Consider the following 20,142-nt stretch of genomic DNA (forward strand, 5'->3'; position numbering starts at 1 on the left):
CTGGGCCATGCGCTTTGTTCTTTTGTGCCTGAGCCTGACGCTCTTCGCCAGCCCCTCTTGGTCGCAGGAGGAGATTGGTCTGGCCGCGCCGGACGATGTCGCACGCTCGGGTCTTTTGAAACATATTCTTCCGCGCTTCTCGCTCAAGACCGGAATCCGGGTTGTCGCGGAGGAAGGTGGCGCGATGGTTCTGGCGGTCGGGCCACCGGGACAGCCGGTGTTTCAGCGCGGCGGCGACATCTATCACCTGCGCGTTCAGGACGACCCGCGGCAGGCCCGCTTTCAGGATTGGCTGTTGTCCGACGTGGGCAAACGCACCGTCGAAAGTTTTGCACCGACCGAGGGCGGCCCGTTCTCGGCCAGTTTCGAAACGGTCGCTGCGCCCGAGTCGGATACCATCGAAGGCGACGCCTTGCTGGGTGAAAAGCTGTCGCTGACCCATTGCGGGCGCTGTCATGTGATCGGCCCTCAGAACCGGATGAACGGGTTGGGCTCCACGCCGTCCTTCGCGGTGCTGCGCGCGATGCCGGACTGGTCGAACCGGTTCCAAGCGTTCTTTGCCCTGAATCCGCACCCGTCCTTTACCCAGATCGAAGGGATCACTGCGCCCTTCAACCCCGAACGCCCCCCGCCCATTCACCCACTGAGGCTGACGCAAGACGAGCTTGAGGCCATTCTGGCCTATGTCTCGGCCATCCGCGCGGCCGACCTGGGGGCGCCGCTCAAGCTTCAGTGATCCTTGCGCTTGCTGAAGTAGTCATCTGTGGTAACGACCTTGGGCTTGGGCTTTGAGGTAAATGGGTTATTCTCGCTGTGGAACTGCGCCTGGACACGGCAATCGTCACACATCTGGATCATCCTCGCCTGCTCGGACGAGGCAAACATCGGGTGGCTGCCGGCCAGCTTCTCCATGATCCGCTCGACCGTCGATTTCACACCGAACAGTCCACCGCATTCGATGCAGGCAAAGGGCTCTTCCTCGTTCAGAACACGCGGCGACAGCGCACGGTCGCTCAGGTCCAGTTCGGGCACCAGGATGATCGCGCTTTCGGGACAGATGGTCTTGCACAGCCCGCATTGCAGGCAGGCATCCTGCTGAAAGTTCAGCTGTGGCATGTCGGGGTTGTCGATCAATGCGCCTGACGGGCACAGCGACACGCAACTCAGGCAAAGGGTGCAGGCTTCGGTGTCCACCGCCACCGCGCCATAGGGCGCGCGTTCCGGCAGGGGCAGCGGCTGAGACGCATCGGGGCGCAGCGCCTGCGCCGCCAACCGCGTGATCTGGCGCCGGTTGCCCAGCGGCAGCACCGGTTGGGCCAGAGGCTGCGGCACGTCCTGCGCATAGAGCAGATCGGCCAGCGCATCGGGATCGGATTCGTCGATCACTCCGACGACGTCCGCTCCGGCGATGGCCAGCGCCAGCGGCAGTTCGCGGTCCAACGCATCCCGCTCGGTCGTCGGGGCCAGCAGGATGTCGACCCGGGCAAAGCCATGAGCCAAGGCAGCCAGCATCTCGGCATGTCCAAAGCCGGACACCACACCCAGCTCCAGCGGAATCACATCGGCGGGCAGCCCGCGCCCGAACCGCGCGGCCAGCCGGATCATCTCGGCCCCGTGGGCATCATGTACCAACAGGCGCGGGGCGCTCCCTCCGGCCCGACGGTAGGTCGCCGCCAAGGTCTGCATCCGCGCCAACAGGGCCGCCACCGGCGGATCCTCATAGCTGATCGCGGTCGAGGGGCACAGGGCCGCGCATTCACCGCAGCCCGCGCAGACCATCGGGTCGAAGGCCACGTGGTCTCCTGCCGGAGTGATGGCCCCGGTGGGGCAGATGTCCAGACAGTTGGAACAGCCCACCTGCCCGGCCCGCGAATGGGCGCACAGGGTTTCTTCGAGCCGGACATACAGCGGCTTTTCGAAGGTCCCGACCAGCTGCGCCGCGTCAAAGGCCAACCGGGCAACCGCCACCGCATCGCGCGGATCGGCGCGCAGGTAGCCTTCGCGCTTGTCGGGGGCCGTCACGAAGGGCGTACCCCCCGCCAGATCGATCAGCACATCGCAGGCCGACACCGCACCGTCGCGCGGCGGGGTCCAGGCAAAGGGACCGCGTCCGGCCGGATCAATCTGCTGCAACGCATCCAACCGCAGGGTGAACCCGCCCAGCGCCCCCGAGACCGACCGGACCCGCGCGCGCACCACGTCATAGGCCCGGCTGTCAGGCTGCGCCTCATCGGTGACGACCACCGTCACCGCCATCGTGTCCGACAGTCGCTGTGCAAGGTCAAACGCAACCTCACCCGGCCCGATGATGCAGGCGGTGCCTTCGCTGATGACATCCACGCTGGGCGTGATCGGCTGTTGCAACAGAGCCTCGGCCGCCAGCGCCGCCATCTTGGGCATCGCCGACCGCCCTTGCTCGGACCAGCCGGCCCGGTCGCGCAGATCGACAAAGCCGGGGTGATCCACGCCCAGTTCCTCGGCCAGTTCTTGAAACACTTGGGCTTCTTGACCGCAGGCGATGACGATCTGGTCATCCGACTGCATCAGCTTGGCCGCAGCGGTCAGTTCGGAGGTGCACAGCGCCGTGTGGACCCTGCTGCATTCAGCACCGCAGGCGTCCGATATCCCCTGCCCGTCCTGGGCCTGACTTCCGGCGCAATCGCACAAGACCAATTTGGTGACCATGTTCCCCCCGCATCTCTTCCTTGCCCCTAACCTTAGACCCAAACGCCGCCCATGCAACGTGTGGCGGCCGGTTCTGGTCAGAAACTCTGCCTCGCCCGCCAAAGTCGGCTGATCGTCGCCGCGACCCATTTGCGACGATTTTTTTCCAGATCACGACCATTTCAGGCCGCTGCGGACTTGGCACGTGGCCCATTTGTGTACCATAGTGAACCTAAGGGAAAGCAGGGGAGAGCTTTTCCGGGGAGGATCAAAGTGGCCGAGGCCGCAAAACAGATCGAAATGCCGGTTGGCGTCGTCGTGCGCAAGACACCGGGGGTCACACGCTGGGCCCGGTGGAATTGGCGCGCGGTCGCGGTGCTGCCTGGCGCCCCGCCGGCTGACTGGGTTGAACTGCGCCGCGAGGGCGATGCGGTCGAATACCACGCTGCCACCCTGTCCTTGAAACTCTGGTCCGACGAAACCGAGGCCTATATGGCCAATCTCTCGGACAGCCAGCCATCGCTGTATCTTGTCCTGCGTGACGATGCCGAAGGTGATCGCCCGCTGAACGCGTTTCTGATCACAGCGTCACCTTATGAAGGGCAGGACTATGCCGATACCGGCGAAGAGATCGTGGAAAAGATCCCTATGACCGAAGGCTTGATCGCCTGGGTGCGCGATTTCACTGTGGCCCATCACCGCGATGAGGTGTTCGTCAAACGCCGCCGCGACAAGAAACGGGTGGATCTTGTAGAAGATGGCAAGGGCGATGCGCGCATCCGCCAGACCTCGGATGTCTACCGCGCCCCGCGGAGGGCCGTACAATGAGCACCCGGCAGGATTTCTGGTCTCGCCGCAAGGCCGCCGTGCAGGCCGAAGCGCATGCCGAACAAGAGGCCCTGACCGCGCAGGAGATCGCCGCGCAGCAAGCCGAACTGGAAGAAAAGACCGACGCCGAGATTTTGGCCGAGCTTGACCTGCCCGACCCGGACCTGCTGCAGGCGGGCGACGATGTTTCGGGCTTCATGGACAAGGCCGTGCCGGACCGTCTGCGCCGCCGCGCCTTGCGGCGCTTGTGGCGGTTGAACCCGGTACTGGCGAATGTGGACGGGCTGGTCGATTACGGTGAGGACTACACCGACGCCGCCTGCGTGGTCGAAAACCTGCAGACGGCTTACCAGGTGGGCAAAGGCATGTTGCGCCATATCGAGGCGTTGGCCGAGCAGAAGGAAGCCGAGGAACACCCGGTCGAGGCCGAAGCCGAGCCGACTACCGAAACGCCCGAGCCTGAAGCCGAGCCCGCGCCCCCTGTCGAAGTGGCAGACGCCATCCAACCGGATGAGGACGAACGCCCCCCGGCCCCGCGGCGCATGAAATTCGAATTCGAAGGATGACCCGATGAACATTCGCGACCCGCAGACGTTCGAGATTTCCCCCGAGGACCGTCTGCGCGCGGATTTCTACAACTTTCTGGGCCTGCTTCTGGCAACACCACCCGACCAGACCCTGCTGAGCCAGATCGCGGCGTTGTCGGGGGACGAGACCGATCTAGGCCAGGCCATTCAGGCCATGGCCCGCGTGGCCAAAGTGACCAAGCCCGAAGCGGCCGAGCGCGAGTTCAACGCATTGTTCATCGGGCTGGGGCGCGGAGAACTGCTGCCCTATGCCAGCTTCTACCTGACCGGGTTCCTGAACGAGAAACCGCTGGCGCAGCTGCGCAACGACATGGCGGCGCGGGGCATCACCCGGGCGGCAAACGTGTTCGAACCCGAAGACAACATCGCCTCGTTGATGGAGATGATGGGCGGCATGATCGTCGGCCGTTTCGGCGGCCCGGCCGCGTTGGAAGATCAAAAGACGTTCTGGAACAAGCATATCGGCCCCTGGGCCGAGCACTTTTTCTCGGACCTGGAAGCAGCCGAACATTCGGTTCTCTATGCCTCGGTCGGCACAGCCGGCCGGGTCTTCATGGAGATCGAACGCGAGGCCTTCCGCATGACGACGCACTAGGCGGCCGTCATTCGCTGGCGTCCGGTGGGCGCTGAACCGCAAATGGGAAAGGAGGATCCCATGAGCAAGACCAAGGAGACCGGCGCCAGCCGCCGCGACTTCCTGAAACTGGCGGGCACCGCGGCCCCGGCAGCCGTTGCAGCGGCCAGCCTGGGAACCGAGGCCGAAGCGGCCGAGCAACCCTCGGACGAGACCCGCATTCAGGACACGGCGCACACCCGCGCCTATTTCGACAGCGCGCGCTTCTAGGCCGCCCCGGCGACGCCCGGCGCAGGTCCGGACGTGGTCACACTCGGCTGACGGTTGCGATTGGCCCCGACGTCGATTTCGAAACACCAAGCCAGCCATGATCAACATGGCCAGCAAGGGAGGAAGGAAATGCTTAGGAAAAAGACCAACGGGGTTGCGAGACGCCCCCAGCGGACAAGTATCCTGTCCCAAATCGGCGAAAAGAGCGTCGATCGCCGCGCGTTCCTGCGTGGCTCGGGCCTGACGATCGGCGGCCTGGCCGCGATCAGCGCCACGGGTGGAACCGTGTCGCCCGCCAGCGCCCAGACCGCAGCCAACACGGCTGTCGAGAACATCAAATCCGTCTGCACGCATTGCTCGGTCGGATGTACCGTGGTTGCCGAAGTGCAGAACGGTGTCTGGATCGGGCAGGAACCCGGTTGGGACAGCCCGTTCAACTTGGGCGCTCACTGTGCCAAGGGGGCCGCTGTCCGTGAACACGCCCATGGCGAACGCCGCCTGAAATACCCGATGAAGAAAGAGGGTGGCGAGTGGAAGCGCATCAGCTGGGAACAGGCGATCGACGAGATCGGCGATGGCATGATGAGCATCCGCGAGGAAAGCGGGCCTGACAGCGTCTATTGGTTGGGTTCGGCCAAGCACAACAACGAACAGGCCTATCTGTTCCGCAAGTTCGCGGCCTACTGGGGTACCAACAACGTGGACCACCAGGCGCGGATCTGCCACTCGACCACCGTTGCGGGTGTTGCGAATACATGGGGCTACGGCGCCATGACCAACAGCTACAACGACATCCACAATTCCAAGGCGATCTTCATCATCGGCGGCAACCCGGCGGAGGCGCACCCCGTCTCGCTGCTGCATGTTCTGCGCGCGAAAGAGCAGAACAACGCCCCGCTGATCGTCTGCGATCCGCGCTTTACGCGCACCGCGGCCCATGCCGACGAATATGTCCGATTCCGCCCTGGCACCGACGTGGCGCTGATCTGGGGCATCCTGTGGCACATCTTCGACAACAGCTGGGAAGACAAAGAGTTCATCCGCACCCGTGTCTGGGGCATGGACCAGATCCGCGAGGAGGTCGCTAACTGGACCCCTGAAGAGACCGAGCGCGTCACCGGCGTGCCGGGATCGCAGCTCAAGCGCGTGGCGCGGACGCTGGCCAACAACCGTCCCGGCACCGTGATCTGGTGCATGGGCGGCACCCAGCACACCAACGGCAACAACAACACGCGCGCCTATTGCGTGCTGCAGCTGGCGTTGGGCAACATGGGCACTTCTGGTGGCGGCACCAACATCTTCCGCGGCCATGACAACGTGCAGGGCGCAACCGATCTGGGCGTTCTGTCCCACACCCTGCCCGGCTATTACGGCCTGTCCGCAGGCGCATGGGGTCACTGGGCCCGCGTCTGGGGCGAGGAACCGGAGTGGCTGGCTGGCCAGTTCGCAATGGTCAAGGACAAGGACGGCAAGGACAAGTCGCTGCAGAACGAACGGGGCATCCCGGTTTCGCGCTGGATCGACGGTGTTCTGGAAGATCCCGAGAACATGGATCAGCCCAACAACGTCCGCGCCATGGTTCTGTGGGGCCACGCGCCCAACTCGCAGACCCGGATGGTCGAAATGAAGACGGCGATGGAAAAGCTGGACATGCTGGTCGTGATCGACCCGTATCCCACCGTTTCCGCGGTCTTGCATGACCGGACCGATGGCGTCTATCTGCTGCCGGCCTGCACGCAGTTCGAAACCCGTGGCTCGGTCACGGCCTCGAACCGCTCGCTGCAGTGGCGCGACAAGGTGGTCGATCCGCTGTTCGAAAGCCTGCCGGACGAGGTCATCATGGCCAAGTTCGCCAACAAATTCGGCTGGGCGGATCGGTTCTTCCGCAATATCGAGATGGAGGACCCCGAAACCCCGAATGTCGAAAGCATCACGCGCGAGTTCAACGCGGGGCTGTGGACGATCGGCTATACCGGTCAGTCGCCAGAGCGGATCAAAAGCCATATGGCCAACCAGCACACGTTCGACAGAACGACGCTGCAGGCGGTGGGCGGTCCGAATGACGGCGAATACTACGGTCTGCCGTGGCCCTGCTGGGGCACCGCCGAGATGGGGCATCCGGGGACGCCAAACCTCTATGACATGTCCAAACCGGTGGCCGAGGGCGGCCTGACCTTCCGCGCGCGTTTCGGCGTCGAGCGTGACGGTCAGAACCTGCTGGCCGAAGGGGTCTACAGCGTCGGCTCGGAAATCCAGGACGGATACCCCGAGTTCACGATGCAGATGCTGATGGATCTGGGCTGGGATGGCGACCTGACGGCCGAGGAACGCGCGGCCATCGACGCCGTGGCCGGGCCCAAGACCAACTGGAAGACCGACCTGTCGGGCGGCATCCAGCGGGTGGCCATCAAGCATGGCTGTGCGCCCTTCGGCAACGCCAAGGCCCGCACCGTGGTCTGGACCTTCCCGGATCCGATCCCGCTGCACCGCGAACCGCTGTACACGCCGCGGCGCGATCTGGTGGCCGACTATCCCACCTACGAGGACCGCCAGGCCTATCGCCTTCCGACCTTGTATGCTTCGATCCAGAAGAACGACTTTTCAAAGGATTACCCGATAATCCTAACGTCAGGTCGTCTGGTCGAATATGAAGGCGGCGGCGACGAGACACGGTCGAACCCGTGGCTGGCCGAGCTGCAGCAGGACATGTTCGTCGAGATCAATCCGCGTGACGCCAACAACCTTGGCATTCGCGACGGATCGCAGGTCTGGGTCGAAGGTCCCGAGGGCGGCAAGGTCAAGGTGATGGCGATGCTGACCGAAAGGGTCGGTGCCGGCGTGGCCTTCATGCCCTTCCACTTTGGCGGCCATTTCCAGGGCGCGGACCTGAGGGAGAAATACCCGAAAGGCGCCGACCCGTACGTGCTGGGTGAAAGCACCAACACCGCCCAGACCTATGGCTATGATTCAGTGACCCAGATGCAGGAGACCAAAGCGACTCTCTGCAAGATCTGGGCGGCGTAAGGAGGACGACAATGGCTAGAGCAAAGTTTCTCTGCGACGCTGAACGCTGCATCGAGTGCAACGCCTGCGTGACCGCGTGCAAGAACGAACACGAGGTCCCTTGGGGCATCAACCGCCGCCGGGTGGTGACGATCAATGACGGCAAGCCGGGTGAACGTTCGATCTCGGTCGCCTGCATGCATTGTTCGGATGCGCCCTGCATGGCTGTGTGCCCGGTCGACTGCTTCTATCAGAACGAAGAAGGCGTCGTCCTGCACTCCAAGGACCTGTGCATCGGCTGCGGCTATTGCTTCTATGCGTGCCCGTTCGGCGCGCCGCAATACCCGCAGGCCGGCAACTTCGGATCGCGCGGCAAGATGGACAAATGTACCTTCTGCGCCGGCGGTCCCGAGGAAACGCACTCGACCGCAGAGTTCGCCAAATACGGACGCAACCGGATCGCCGAGGGCAAACTGCCCATCTGCGCCGAGATGTGTTCGACCAAGGCCCTGCTCGCCGGTGACGGTGACGTGGTCTCGGCCATCTACCGCGAACGCGTCGTGGCGCGTGGGTTCGGCTCGGGCGCCTGGGGTTGGGGCACGGCTTACGACCAGAAGGACGGCTGAGACCTCAGCCTGACAACACGGGTGACCCGCGCAGGTGGGTCACTCGATTTTGGATTGATACCGAGGTTCCGATGCTGCGCATTTTTCTGGCTTTGACGTTGACACTTGGGATCGCGCACGGCGCGCTTGCACAGGACACGACCGGCACAGACGAACCAACCGCTGCCCCGCGCGCGCAGACCGGTGGCGCCACGACGCTCGAGGATATTCTGGCCCGGCAACGCGGCGAAAAGGTCGACAACAGCTATCGCGCACAGAATACCGGGCAAGGCAATGCCGAAGGGCTGCTGGGTCAGTTGGGCACGCGCGGCGTAGCCTCAGACAGTGATGTGTATCGCGCCATCCGCTATGGCTCAGCCGATATCACCGTGTCGACAAAGGGGCCGGCTGCTGGCGTGCTGATCCAGGACGGCGGCATGTGGTGGTGGACTTTCCGCACCGGTCCGCTGCGCGAATACGGAACCTATATTCTGGGTGGGATGCTGGTCGTTCTGCTGTTGTTTTTCCTGATCCGAGGCCGCATCCGCATCGATGGCGAGAAAACAGGCCGTACGGTCACCCGGTTTTCAGGATTTGAAAGGTTCGGGCACTGGCTGTTTGCCGGCTCGTTCCTGATACTTGGATTGACCGGTCTGCTGACGCTCTACGGCCGGGATTTCCTGATCCCACTGTTCGGCAAGGAAGGGTTCGCCACCATCGCGCAAGGCTGCAAGTGGTTGCACAACAATCTGGCTTGGGCCTTCATGCTGGGATTGGTCATCATCACCGTGAACTGGATCGCCCACAACATCCCCAACCGGACTGATCTGAAATGGCTGGCGGCGGGCGGCGGATTGTTCACCAAAGGCAGCCACCCCCCGGCCAAGAAATTCAACGCCGGTCAAAAGATCATTTTCTGGCTATGCATCCTGCTGGGCGTCTCGATCAGCCTGTCGGGCCTGTCGCTGCTGTTCCCGTTCGAGCTTCCGATGTTCGCCAAGACTTTCTCGGTCGCCAACGCGACCGGGTTGCCCCAACTGATGGGGTTGGACCTGCCCACGCAGATGTCTCCACAGGAAGAGATGCAATATGCCCAGATCTGGCATGTCATGGTCGCCTATGCCTTCATCGCCATCATCCTAGCCCATATCTACCTCGGCTCGGTCGGCATGGAGGGCGCGTTTGACGCCATGGGTACCGGCGAGGTCGAAGAGCAATGGGCGCGCGAGCACCATTCGCTGTGGCTGGAAGAGGTAAAGGCGCAGGAGGCCAGCGACGCCGCGGCCTCGCCTGCCGAATAGATGCGCGGGCTGGCTTTGGCGCTGGCCCTGCTGCCGCTGCCGTTGGCGGCAGATTTCTACACGCTCAAGGGCCATGGCGGACCGATCATGGACATCGCCACAGCCCCGGACGGGCGCATTGCCACCGCCAGTTTCGACAATTCCGTGGGCCTGTGGTCCGGGCAGCAGCCGGACTGGCTGGAAGGTCACGAGGCTGCCGTGAACGCGGTTGTTTTCAACGGCACCGCGATCTATTCGGCCGGCGACGACTTTACCCTGCGCCGTTGGCCCGGTGGACAGGTCGTTGGTCAGCACAAGGGCAAGGTCGTCGGCCTTGCTGCCTCAAAGACCCTTGTGGCGACTGCCAGTTGGGATGGGACCATCGGCCTGTGGCCAACCCAAGGCGGTGCGGCCAAGCTGCTGGGCCCGACGGGCAGCGGCGTCAACGCGGTGGCCTTCGCGCCGGACGGACGGTCGCTGTACTCCGCCGGGGTCGACGGCAGCTTGCGGGTCTGGGACGTGACGACCGGGGCCGAAACCGCGCGACTGGTCGAGCATGGTTTCGGCATCAACGAACTGGTCCTGAACGCGCAAGACGGTTGGATCGCATATGGCGCGGTCGATGGCGTAACCCGCATTCTGGACCTGACCACCGGGGCCGAGCGTGATTTCACGTTGGACCGCCGCCCGATCCTTGCGCTCGCCCTCAGCCCGGATCGGTCACTGCTGGCGGTGGGCGATGGTGAGGGCTACATCATGGTCATCGACACGCAGAACTGGCGGATTGCGCAGGATTTCCGGGCAACGCTACGCGGCCCGGTCTGGGCACTGGCCTTTTCCCCCGATGGAGAGAACCTGCACGCAGGCGGGCTGGATCAGGCCATGTACAGCTGGCCGGTGGCCGCGCTGGGGTCACAGGAACGGATGGCCAGCCAAGAGCCGAGTTTCCTGAAGGACCCCGAAGAAATGCAAAACGGAGAACGGCAGTTCGCCCGGAAATGCTCGATCTGCCACAGCCTGACGCCGGACGATCAGCGCCGGGCCGGACCGACCCTGCATGGCGTATTCGGGCGTCAGGCCGGGACACTGCCTGGCTACATCTACTCGGAAACGCTGCAAGGGTCTGATATCATTTGGAACGAACAGACGATAAACGCTCTTTTCGATCAGGGACCGGACCACTACATTCCGGGGTCGAAGATGCCGATGCAGCGGATCGCGCAGGCGCAGGACCGCACCGACCTGATTGAATTTCTGCGCAGCGCGACAGCGCCCGCAGACTAAGCCGGAGGATAAGATGAAAGCCTTTCTTGCAGCTGCCGCCGCAATGGTCGTCATTACTGCCGCCGCACCGATGGTATTGCAGCAACTCGGACACTCAGCGGCCGAGACACAGACCGGCTCCTCGGTGCGACTAGACTGAATGTCCGAATTCCTGACCACACGAGAGTTGGCGGACCTGCTGCGCATTGGCGAACGCAAGGCCTATGATCTGGCGTCTTCGGGCGAAGTGCCCTGCGTGAAAGCGATGGGCAAACTTCTCTTTCCCCGGGCCGAGGTACTGGCCTGGCTCAATGCGTCGCGTACCGGGCCGGACACGGTCAAGCCGCCCCTGCCCGACATCGTGGCTGGCAGCCATGACCCCCTTTTGGATTGGGCGCTCCGCGAAAGCGGCTCGGGGTTGGCCACCTATTACGACGGCTCATTCGACGGGCTGAACCGCCTTGCGCGACGTGACGCACAAGCCGCGGTACTGCACATCCATGAACCAAGCGGGTTCAACGTCAATTCCGTCCGCGATGCGCTGGGAGAGGCGCCCGCGGTACTGTACGAGGTCGCAAGCCGCCAGCGCGGCCTGTTGCTGGCCCCCGGGGTTCAGGGAATTTCCGATTTTGGTGATCTGAAAGGCCGCCGTGTCGTGCTGCGCCAAGACAGTGCCGCCAGTCAGCACTTGTTCGATGCCCAGTTGCGAAGCTGCGGTCTGAGCCGCGCCGATCTTCACGCCCTGCCGACTTGCGCCCGCACCGAAGAGGAACTGGCAATCGCTCTGCATGACCGGAAGGCCGAGGCAGGATTCGGCATCGGAGCCTTGGCGCGCCTCTACGGGTTGGGCTTCATTCCGACCCATTCCGAACGTCTCGACCTCGCCATCTGGCGGCGGTCCTGTTTCGATCCGCCGATGCAGAAACTGCTGACTTTTTTGGGAACGGACAAATTCAGGCGTCGCGCAGATGAATTGGGCGGATACGATCTGTCCGGCTTGGGACAGATCCATCACAACGGCGCAAGTGACTGACCGGCCCTATTGCTGCGCGTTCGGAAAAAAGAGCTGCTCACCGTTCAATTTGTACGCCGCGATCGCTTCCTGACCGTCGGGGCCAGTGAGCCAGTCGATGAACCTTCTTCCCGCGGCCGCCCGGACCCGCGGATGTTTTTCGGGGTTCACGAGGATCACTCCGTATTGATTGAACAACCGAGGATCGCCTTCGACCAGAACCTCAAGGTTTCCCTTGTTGCCGAACGACAGCCATGTGGCCCTATCGGTCAGAGCATAGGCATCCATGCCCGCAGCCAGGTTGAGCGTCGCACCCATGCCCGACCCGGTCTCGCGGTACCACTCGCCCGAAGACAAGGTCGGGTCCGTTCCGGACAGGCTCCAAAGAGCCTTCTCCGCCTTGTGGGTCCCGCTGTCATCCGCGCGCGACGCGAACGGAGCTTTGGCCTGCGCGATCGCTGCCAACGCGGCCACTGCGTCGTCGCCGCCTTTGATCTTGGCCGGGTCCGATTTCGGCCCCACCAAGACAAAATCGTTGTACATCACGTCCCGCCGCTCGACACCCCAGCCGTCGGCCACGAATTGCTCTTCCGCTGGCTTGGCATGCACCAGCAGAACGTCACCGTCGCCGTTGATCGCGTTTCGGATCGCCTGCCCTGTCCCCACGGCCACAACACGGACATCGATCCCGCTTTCCGCCTCGAACCCCGGGAGGATAAAGTCCAGAAGGCCGGAATTCTGCGTCGATGTCGTGGACTGCACGACAATGAATGGTTCTTCGGCCGCTGCCGGACCGGCCAACAGCCCGAACAGGATCATTGCGCTTTTGATTGCTGCGCGAAACATGGATTGCCTCCGGTTGTTGTTATGTGACCAGCCAGCCCGCCAGATACTGGCGCGATGCCTGACATTGTGGCGCTTCCAGCACCTGTTTGGCGGTGCCATGCTCGACCACGCGCCCGCCCTGCATCATCACGATATCCGCCGCCAGCCGACGGGCTTGCCCGACGTCGTGGGTGACCATCACGATCCGCACCCCCCGGGCCGAGGCGCGCAGGATCATCGCCTCGATCATTTGGGTCGCCGCGGGATCGAGGGCGCTGGTGGGTTCGTCCAGGAACAGGGTCTCGGGGCCAAGCGCAAGCGCGCGAAGGATGGCCAAACGCTGTGCCTCGCCACCCGACAGCGAGCGCGCCGACTGCCGGGCCTTTGTCTCAAGCCCTCCTTCGGCCAGAAGTTCCTGGATCCGGTTCTTCCGAGCAGTCCTGCCGAGCCCCAACCGTTTCAAAACAAAGTCCAGATTGGCAGACACCGAGCGGCGCAGCAGAACCGGTTGCTGAAACACCATGGCCTGCCGGGCCTTGTGGGCTGCATTCAGAACTCCGCCATCCTGCAGAACCTGCCCCGCATCGGCCTTGATCAAACCATGCAGGCAACGCAGCAGCAGGCTTTTGCCAGCACCGTTCGGCCCAAGGATCAAAGTCGGCCCTGGACCATCCATCATCAGCTGCGGAACATCCAGCAACAGCTTGCCATTGCGTTCCACTCGCAGACCATCGGCCTGCAGACAATTGGGCATGTCCGGCATCAGATCACGCATGGCGCAACCCCTCCTGCTCGGCCCGAAGCGTCAGGGCGCTGACTGCCGCATTCACGGCCACGGCAATTCCGATCAGGATCGTCCCCAAGGCCAGCGCCAAGGCCAAGTTGCCTTTCGAGGTCTCCAACGCAATCGTCGTCGTCATGACCCGTGTCACGTGGTTGATGTTGCCGCCGACGATAATCACCGCGCCGACTTCGGCGATGGCTCGTCCGAACCCGGCCAGCAATGCAGTCACCAACGCCAGACGCGCATCCCACAACAGCACGGGAACAGACGCCAGCCGAGACACTCCCAACGAGCGCAACTGTTCCGAATATTCCTCGGCCAGCATCTCGATCACCTGCCGTGTCAGCGCCGCGACGATCGGGGTTACCAGCACTGTTTGGGCTATGATCATGGCGGTTGGCGTGTACAAAAGCTCCAGCACGCCCAGCGGACCCGAACGGGACAGCATCAGGTAGACCAGCAGGCCGACGACAACCGGGGGAAAGCCCATCAGAGCGTTCATCAGAATGATCAACGCGCGCCGTCCGGGAAAGCGGGCCACCGCCAAGGCCGCGCCAACCGGCATCCCGATTACGGCTGAAATCAACACAGCCAGCACCGAGACTTGCAGCGACAGCATCACGATCGCCCAAAGGTCCGGATCCCCGGTCAGGATCAGGTGGCCCGCTTGGCTGAATTGTGATGCAAAATCCTGCATTTTATTCCCGCATTCACCGAATTTCGTAGGGATCGCAAAATCTTACAGGAATAATAGAGGAAACTGCTTCTGAAGACAGTTAAATTCCGACATTCGCAAAAACAAACGCGGCCCACAGGGGCCGCGCTGAATTGTTGTCATGGTACAGCCAATCAGTTCAGGGCTGCATCCGTGATCTGGCTGGTCCACGCGCCTTCCGGCTTTTTGGTGATCACCGGGTCCGAGCCGCCAGCCAGCAGCGTGTTCACCGTGCGCTCGAAGTCAGCCGGATCCAACGCGCCGTTCGAACCTGCGGTCAGCTTGGCGATCTCGCCCATCATGCGCTTCTGGTGTTCCTCGGTCTGGGCACCGGTCGCATCGTTTTCCAACACGATTTCGGCGGCCTCGTCCGGGTTCTCCTCGGCGTATTTCCAGCCTTTCATCGAAGCGCGCACGAAGCGTTCCATCTTGTCGACGAAGGCCGGGTCGCTGAGGTTTTCTTCAAGCACGTACAGGCCATCTTCCAGCGTGGCCACGCCCTGGTCTTCGTACTTGAAGGTCACCAGCTCGTCGGGGCTGACGCCGGCGTCGATCACCTGCCAGTATTCATTGTAGGTCATGGTGCTGATGCAATCGGCCTGGCGCTGCAGCAGCGGGTCGACGTTGAAGCCCTGCTTCAAGACCTCGACGCCGTTCTCGCTCTTGCCGCCGGTGTCGATGCCCAGCTGGCTCATCCAGCTCATGAACGGGAATTCATTGCCGAAGAACCAGACGCCCAGCGTGCGGTTCTTGAGGTCCTCGGGCGAGGAAATGCCCGCATCCTTCCAGCAGGTCAGCATCATGCCGGAGCTTTTGAAGGGCTGTGCAATGTTGACCAGCGGCAGCCCCTTTTCGCGCGCGGCCAACGCGGCGGGCATCCATTCCACGGTGACGTCAGCGCCACCGCCCGCGATCACCTGCGTGGGCGCGATGTCGGGGCCGCCGGGCAGGATGGTGACATCCAGCCCCTCTTCTTCGTAAAACCCCTTGTCCTTTGCGACGTAGTAGCCCGCGAACTGGGCCTGGGTGACCCATTTCAACTGCAGCGTCACCTCGTCTGCGGCAAAGGCCGAACTTGCGGCGAATCCTAGGGCGGCTATGGCCCCGGTCAGTAGCTTGTTCATCTTCATCTTCTCCTAGTTGCTAGTGCTGCCCCGTTATCGGGGTCTGTTGAATTGTTGTTCCGCTTAACTGCGTTGTGACGGGTGCCAGAAGGTCACCAATTTCTCGATCATGGCGACCAGACCATAGAACGCGGTTCCGGCCAGAGCCGCGACCACGATTTCCGCCCAGACCATGTCCAGCGACAATTGCCCGACACTGGTCGAGATCCGGAACCCCATGCCCAAAGTGGGCGAGCCGAAGAACTCTGCCACGATAGCGCCGATCAGGGCCAGCGTGGTGGAAATTTTCAACCCGTTGAAAATAAACGGCATGGCCGCGGGCAACCGCAGCTTCAGAAAGCTTTGCCAATAGGTTGCGGCATAGGTCTCCATCAGGTCGCGCTGCATTGCAGTGGCTTCGCGCAGGCCGGCCACCGTGTTCACCAGCATCGGGAAAAAGACCATCACCACCACAACGGCCGCCTTCGAATGCCAGTCGAACCCGAACCACATCACAAGGATCGGCGCGGTGCCCACGATCGGCAGCGCGGCTACGAAATTGCCCACCGGCAACAGGCCCAGCCGCAGGAAGTCCCACCGGTCCACGGCGATTGCCATCAGGAGGGCGGCGCCGCATCCGATGACATAGCCGCTGAGCGCGCCCTTGATGATGGTCTGCACGAAATCGGCCCAAAGGATCGGCAAGCTGTCCCAGAACCGCTCCCAGATCACCGAAGGCGCGGGCAGGATGACCAGAGGCACCTCAAGCCCGCGCACCAGCAATTCCCAAACCCCGATGACGGTCAGGCCGAAGATCAGCGGCGCCAGAATGCGCACCGCCCGCGTGTCGGCATAAGGTCCGCTGGCAAGGCGGGTGTTCAGCCACCAACCGGCCAGCCACAAAAGGATTGCAAGACCGACCATCATCATTGCGCCATCCCCATGCGTTTCAACACCGCCCGCTCGATCAGGCCCAACAGGCCCACCAGGCAGGCCGCAAGAATGGCCGCGGCAAACAGCGCCGACCAGATCTGCACCGTCTGGCCGTAGTAGCTGCCAGCCAACAGACGCGCGCCCAGCCCCGCCACGGCGCCTGTCGGCAGTTCGCCGACGATGGCCCCCACCAGCGACGCGGCGATCCCGATCTTGAGAGAGGCGAACAGATAGGGCATCGAGGCCGGCAGGCGCAGTTTCCAGAACGCCTGCCCGTTGCTTGCATTATAGGTGCGCAGCAGGTCCAACTGCATCGCATCAGGGCTGCGCAGGCCCTTGACCATGCCCACGACCACCGGGAAGAAGCTCAGATAGGCCGAGATCACCGCCTTGGGGATGATTCCCTGAATGCCGATCGAATACAGCACCACGATGATCATCGGCGCCAGCGCGATGATGGGGATGGTTTGGCTGACGATGGCCCAAGGCATGACCGACAGGTCCATCACCCGGCTGTGCACGATCCCCACAGCCAGCAGGATGCCCAGCCCCGTGCCGATGGCAAAGCCCAGAATCGTCGCGCTGAGCGTCACCCAGCCGTGATAGACCAGCGACCGTTTCGAGGTGATCTTCTTTTGAACCGTGGTCTCCCACAGCTCGATGCCCACCTGATGCGGCGCAGGCAGACGCGGCCGATCCTGCGCCCAAGTCGCCGGAACGGCAAAGCTGTTGCGCAGCGCCAGACCGATTTCCCCCATGTCGCGGCGGTCTTTGGCCGAAGGCGGAACCACTTCGGCCCCGGCGCGTTCCTGTTCGGTCAGGACGCCCTTGATGTTCATCGGAATGCAGGCCGCGTACCAGATAACGACGATGGCCAGCAAAACGGTCAGAACGGCAACAAGCTGCTTCATGCGTGCCACTCCATCCGCACCACGGGAACGGTCTCGGGCGGCGTTGCGGCCTCGGTCCCGGTTTCGACAAACCCCTCGCGGCGATAGAAGCGTTGCGCGGCGGCATTCGGTTGATGGGCCGTCAGCCACAGAAAGCTGCGCCCCTGTTTTGCCCGATCCAGAAGGCGCTTGCCGATGCCCTGCCCGGTCCGAAGGCAATACAGCGCGCCGACCTTCCGCGCCGCGGGATCGACCGACATGTAGCAATCGACGGGTTCGCCCACGACCCACATCTCGCGGTCCGGGAAGGCCTGTGCGATCAGCGCCTCCAATTCCTGTTGGGGCAGTTCATCCGTCATCCACTCGGTCTGACGGACCCAGGCCGAGACCACCGCCGCGCAGGCTGGCACATCCGCCTCGGTCGCGCGTCTGATGTCATACCTGCCCATCACACATCGTCCCCATGCCCGGCGCGCAGCCCTTCGCGCACGCGATGCGCGACCTCGATGAATTCCGGCGTGTCGCGGATGTCCAGCGGCCGTTCCTTGGGCAGAGGGCTGTCGATCACATCGGTGATCCGCCCGGGGCGCGGGCTCATGACCACGATCTTGGTGCTCAGATACACCGCCTCGGGGATCGAGTGGGTGACGAAACCGATCGTTTTGCCGGTGCGCGCCCACAACGCCAGAAGCTGTTCGTTCAGGTGATCACGCACGATCTCGTCCAGCGCGCCGAAAGGCTCGTCCATCAACAGGATATCGGCGTCGAAAGCCAGCGCCCGCGCGATGCTGGCTCGTTGCTGCATTCCACCCGACAGCTGCCAGGGGTATTTTGCACCAAACCCTGCTAGATCAACAAGTTCCAGAACGTTCTTTACACGTTCTTCCTGTTCCTGAGCCGAATATCCCATGATCTCGAGCGGCAGTTTGATGTTCTTGGCGATGGTCCGCCACGGGTACAGGCCCGCCGCCTGGAACACATAGCCATAGGCCCGGTTCCGGCGGGCCTCGTCCGGGGTCATGCCGTTGACGGTCAGCGTGCCGCCCGTAGGCGTTTCCAGCGCAGCGACACAGCGCAGGAAGGTCGTTTTTCCGCAGCCCGAAGGGCCGATGAAACTGACGAATTCGCCCTTGTCGACCGCCAGGTTCACGTCCTTGAGGGCGTGCACGGGTCCGTCATTGGTCTGGAAGGTCAGGTCGAGGTTCTTTGCCTCGATCACGGGCTGGGTATTGCTTTCCGATGTCATCCTACTGCCTTGAAGTTTTGGCTTTTTTGCCCGTTCTGAAACCTTCGCGCATCACACCCCCGTCGCCGGGATGCCCGACCGTTCAACCGGGCGCGGGGCGGTTAGCTCTTTCCAGGTGCTCAGCGCCTTGTTCACGGTGGTGTTGGCCTCGCGCGCGACGAATTTGCCATGGCCTTCCTGCGTGCGAATCTCGCCATCGTGCACCGCGACCTGTCCACGGGTCAGGGTAAAGCGCGGCAGGCCCTTGACCGCGTGCCCCTCGAACACGTTGTAGTCGATCGCCGACTGCTGCGTCGCCGCACTTATGGTCTTGGTCTTGTCCGGGTCCCACACCACCAGATCGGCATCTGCGCCCACCAGAACTGCGCCCTTTTTCGGATAGCAATTCAATATCTTGGCGATGTTTGTTGAAGTCACGGCCACGAATTCGTTCGGCGTCAGCCGCCCGGTCGCCACGCCGTGGGTCCACAGCATCGGCATCCGATCCTCCAGACCGCCCGTCCCGTTCGGGATCTTGGTGAAATCGCCCACGCCGAACCGTTTCTGCTCGGTCGTGAAGGCGCAGTGATCGGTGGCCACCACGCTCAGCGAGCCTGACTGCAGCCCCGCCCACAGGCTGTCCTGGTGCTGCTTGTTGCGGAACGGCGGGCTCATCACCCGGCGCGCGGCGTGGTCCCAATCGGGATGCGCATATTCGCTGTCGTCCAGCGTCAGGTGCTGGATCAGCGGCTCGCCCCAGACGCGCTTGCCCTGCATCCGGGCCCGGCGGATGGCCTCATGCGCCTCTTCGCACGAGGTGTGCACCACATAGAGGGGCACCCCGGCCATGTCGGCGATCATGATGGCGCGGTTGGTGGCCTCGCCCTCGACCTGCGGCGGGCGCGAATAGGCATGGGCCTCGGGGCCGGTATTGCCTTCGGCCAACAGCTTGGCCTGCAACTCGGCCACCACGTCGCCATTCTCGGCATGGACCATCGCGATCCCGCCCAGCTCGGCCAGCCGCTTGAACGAGGCGAACAGCTCGTCGTCATTGACCATCAGGGCGCCTTTGTAGGCCATGAAATGCTTGAACGTGTTGATGCCCCGCTGTTCGATCACGGTTTTCAGATCGTCGAACACCTGTTCGCCCCACCACGTCACGGCCATGTGGAAGGAATAGTCGCAATTTGCGCGGGTCGATTTGTTGTCCCAGCGTTTGAGCGCATCCAGCAGGCTTTCGCCCGGGTTCGGCAGCGCAAAATCCACCACCATGGTCGTGCCGCCGGCCAGCGCCGCGCGGGTGCCGCTTTCGAAGTCATCGCTGGAATAGGTTCCCATGAACGGCATTTCCAGATGGGTGTGCGGATCGATCCCGCCGGGCATGACATAACAGCCGGTCGCGTCCAGTTGCTCGTCCCCCTTCAGATCCGGCCCGATCTCGGTGATCACGCCGCCTTCGATCTTGACGTCGGCCTTGTAGGTCAGATCCGCAGTGACGACGGTTCCGTTCTTGATGACTGTGCTCATGTTCAACTCCCTGCGGGCGCGTCTGTTGCGCCTCTGTTGGTTTTCGGCGGATTC

The 20,142-nt window shown here is 63.1% G+C and carries 21 protein-coding genes; 11 read left to right on the forward strand and 10 right to left on the reverse strand.

The window, feature by feature from the left end:
• Window positions 1-7 precede the first annotated feature (7 nt).
• Window positions 8-736, forward strand: coding sequence for a c-type cytochrome (locus ACR0LD_RS06330; RefSeq protein WP_170357563.1), 729 nt, complete (start codon window positions 8-10; stop codon window positions 734-736).
• Here the strand turns inward: ACR0LD_RS06330 and ACR0LD_RS06335 are convergent.
• The gene (locus tag ACR0LD_RS06335) at window positions 730-2,685 is read right to left on the reverse strand and encodes a 4Fe-4S binding protein (RefSeq protein WP_480636028.1); all 1,956 of its coding nucleotides are present in this window, start codon (window positions 2,683-2,685) and stop codon (window positions 730-732) included. The two genes, ACR0LD_RS06330 and ACR0LD_RS06335, sit on opposite strands and share 7 nt — an antisense overlap.
• 252 nt (window positions 2,686-2,937) lie before the next feature.
• Between ACR0LD_RS06335 and ACR0LD_RS06340 the strand changes: the two genes are divergently transcribed.
• The 10 genes from ACR0LD_RS06340 to ACR0LD_RS06385 all read left to right on the forward strand — a co-directional run bounded on the left by ACR0LD_RS06340 (window position 2,938) and on the right by ACR0LD_RS06385 (window position 12,107).
• Window positions 2,938-3,492, forward strand: coding sequence for a DUF3305 domain-containing protein (locus tag ACR0LD_RS06340; RefSeq protein WP_480636030.1), 555 nt, complete (start codon window positions 2,938-2,940; stop codon window positions 3,490-3,492).
• Window positions 3,489-4,058 (forward strand): DUF3306 domain-containing protein, encoded by a 570-nt coding sequence (locus ACR0LD_RS06345; RefSeq protein ID WP_170524142.1) that lies wholly within the window; start codon window positions 3,489-3,491, stop codon window positions 4,056-4,058. The genes ACR0LD_RS06340 and ACR0LD_RS06345 overlap by 4 nt, the downstream gene beginning before the upstream one ends.
• Before the next feature lie 4 nt (window positions 4,059-4,062).
• A complete protein-coding gene (locus ACR0LD_RS06350; RefSeq protein ID WP_005983758.1) occupies window positions 4,063-4,674 on the forward strand; it encodes a TorD/DmsD family molecular chaperone in 612 nt (203 codons plus the stop codon).
• Window positions 4,675-4,734: 60 nt separating this feature from the next.
• Window positions 4,735-4,923, forward strand: coding sequence for a twin-arginine translocation signal domain-containing protein (locus tag ACR0LD_RS06355; protein WP_005983760.1), 189 nt, complete (start codon window positions 4,735-4,737; stop codon window positions 4,921-4,923).
• A gap of 129 nt (window positions 4,924-5,052) precedes the next feature.
• Window positions 5,053-7,947 carry a formate dehydrogenase subunit alpha gene (locus ACR0LD_RS06360; protein WP_170371225.1) on the forward strand — a complete coding sequence of 965 codons (2,895 nt, stop codon included), beginning with the start codon at window positions 5,053-5,055 and terminating at the stop codon, window positions 7,945-7,947.
• Between the two features lie 11 nt (window positions 7,948-7,958).
• Window positions 7,959-8,552, forward strand: coding sequence for a formate dehydrogenase FDH3 subunit beta (gene fdh3B / locus ACR0LD_RS06365; RefSeq protein WP_005983764.1), 594 nt, complete (start codon window positions 7,959-7,961; stop codon window positions 8,550-8,552).
• A gap of 71 nt (window positions 8,553-8,623) precedes the next feature.
• A complete protein-coding gene (locus tag ACR0LD_RS06370; protein WP_480636034.1) occupies window positions 8,624-9,832 on the forward strand; it encodes a formate dehydrogenase subunit gamma in 1,209 nt (402 codons plus the stop codon).
• A complete protein-coding gene (locus tag ACR0LD_RS06375) occupies window positions 9,833-11,095 on the forward strand; it encodes a c-type cytochrome (RefSeq protein WP_170580115.1) in 1,263 nt (420 codons plus the stop codon).
• Between the two features lie 13 nt (window positions 11,096-11,108).
• Window positions 11,109-11,234: a hypothetical protein gene (locus tag ACR0LD_RS06380; protein WP_261392079.1), complete on the forward strand. Its 126-nt coding sequence runs from the start codon at window positions 11,109-11,111 to the stop codon at window positions 11,232-11,234.
• Window positions 11,235-12,107: a substrate-binding domain-containing protein gene (locus ACR0LD_RS06385; protein ID WP_480636037.1), complete on the forward strand. Its 873-nt coding sequence runs from the start codon at window positions 11,235-11,237 to the stop codon at window positions 12,105-12,107.
• Between the two features lie 6 nt (window positions 12,108-12,113).
• Here the strand turns inward: ACR0LD_RS06385 and ACR0LD_RS06390 are convergent, their stop codons facing one another.
• The 9 genes from ACR0LD_RS06390 to hydA all read right to left on the reverse strand — a co-directional run bounded on the left by ACR0LD_RS06390 (window position 12,114) and on the right by hydA (window position 20,088).
• Complete coding sequence (locus ACR0LD_RS06390; protein ID WP_170368320.1) at window positions 12,114-12,932, reverse strand: ABC transporter substrate-binding protein; 819 nt, start codon at window positions 12,930-12,932, stop codon at window positions 12,114-12,116.
• Window positions 12,933-12,951: 19 nt separating this feature from the next.
• A complete protein-coding gene (locus ACR0LD_RS06395; RefSeq protein WP_170437229.1) occupies window positions 12,952-13,686 on the reverse strand; it encodes an ATP-binding cassette domain-containing protein in 735 nt (244 codons plus the stop codon).
• On the reverse strand, window positions 13,679-14,392 hold the full coding sequence (locus ACR0LD_RS06400) for an ABC transporter permease (protein ID WP_170339062.1): 714 nt from the start codon (window positions 14,390-14,392) through the stop codon (window positions 13,679-13,681). The genes ACR0LD_RS06395 and ACR0LD_RS06400 overlap by 8 nt, the downstream gene beginning before the upstream one ends.
• A 152-nt stretch (window positions 14,393-14,544) precedes the next feature.
• Window positions 14,545-15,534 (reverse strand): ABC transporter substrate-binding protein, encoded by a 990-nt coding sequence (locus tag ACR0LD_RS06405; RefSeq protein ID WP_093961809.1) that lies wholly within the window; start codon window positions 15,532-15,534, stop codon window positions 14,545-14,547.
• A gap of 63 nt (window positions 15,535-15,597) precedes the next feature.
• Window positions 15,598-16,443, reverse strand: a complete 846-nt coding sequence (locus tag ACR0LD_RS06410; protein ID WP_480636040.1) for an ABC transporter permease — start codon at window positions 16,441-16,443, stop codon at window positions 15,598-15,600.
• The gene (locus ACR0LD_RS06415; RefSeq protein WP_170439566.1) at window positions 16,440-17,357 is read right to left on the reverse strand and encodes an ABC transporter permease; all 918 of its coding nucleotides are present in this window, start codon (window positions 17,355-17,357) and stop codon (window positions 16,440-16,442) included. Before ACR0LD_RS06415 ends, ACR0LD_RS06410 begins: the two co-directional genes overlap by 4 nt.
• The gene (locus ACR0LD_RS06420) at window positions 17,354-17,785 is read right to left on the reverse strand and encodes an N-acetyltransferase family protein (RefSeq protein WP_480636042.1); all 432 of its coding nucleotides are present in this window, start codon (window positions 17,783-17,785) and stop codon (window positions 17,354-17,356) included. The genes ACR0LD_RS06415 and ACR0LD_RS06420 overlap by 4 nt, the downstream gene beginning before the upstream one ends.
• Window positions 17,785-18,582: an ABC transporter ATP-binding protein gene (locus ACR0LD_RS06425; protein ID WP_480636044.1), complete on the reverse strand. Its 798-nt coding sequence runs from the start codon at window positions 18,580-18,582 to the stop codon at window positions 17,785-17,787. The genes ACR0LD_RS06420 and ACR0LD_RS06425 overlap by 1 nt, the downstream gene beginning before the upstream one ends.
• A gap of 51 nt (window positions 18,583-18,633) precedes the next feature.
• Entirely contained in the window at window positions 18,634-20,088 is a 1,455-nt protein-coding gene (hydA, locus tag ACR0LD_RS06430) for a dihydropyrimidinase (RefSeq protein WP_170339070.1), read from the reverse strand.
• Window positions 20,089-20,142: the final 54 nt, after the last annotated feature.

Source organism: Ruegeria sp. BF8, from assembly GCF_056538625.1.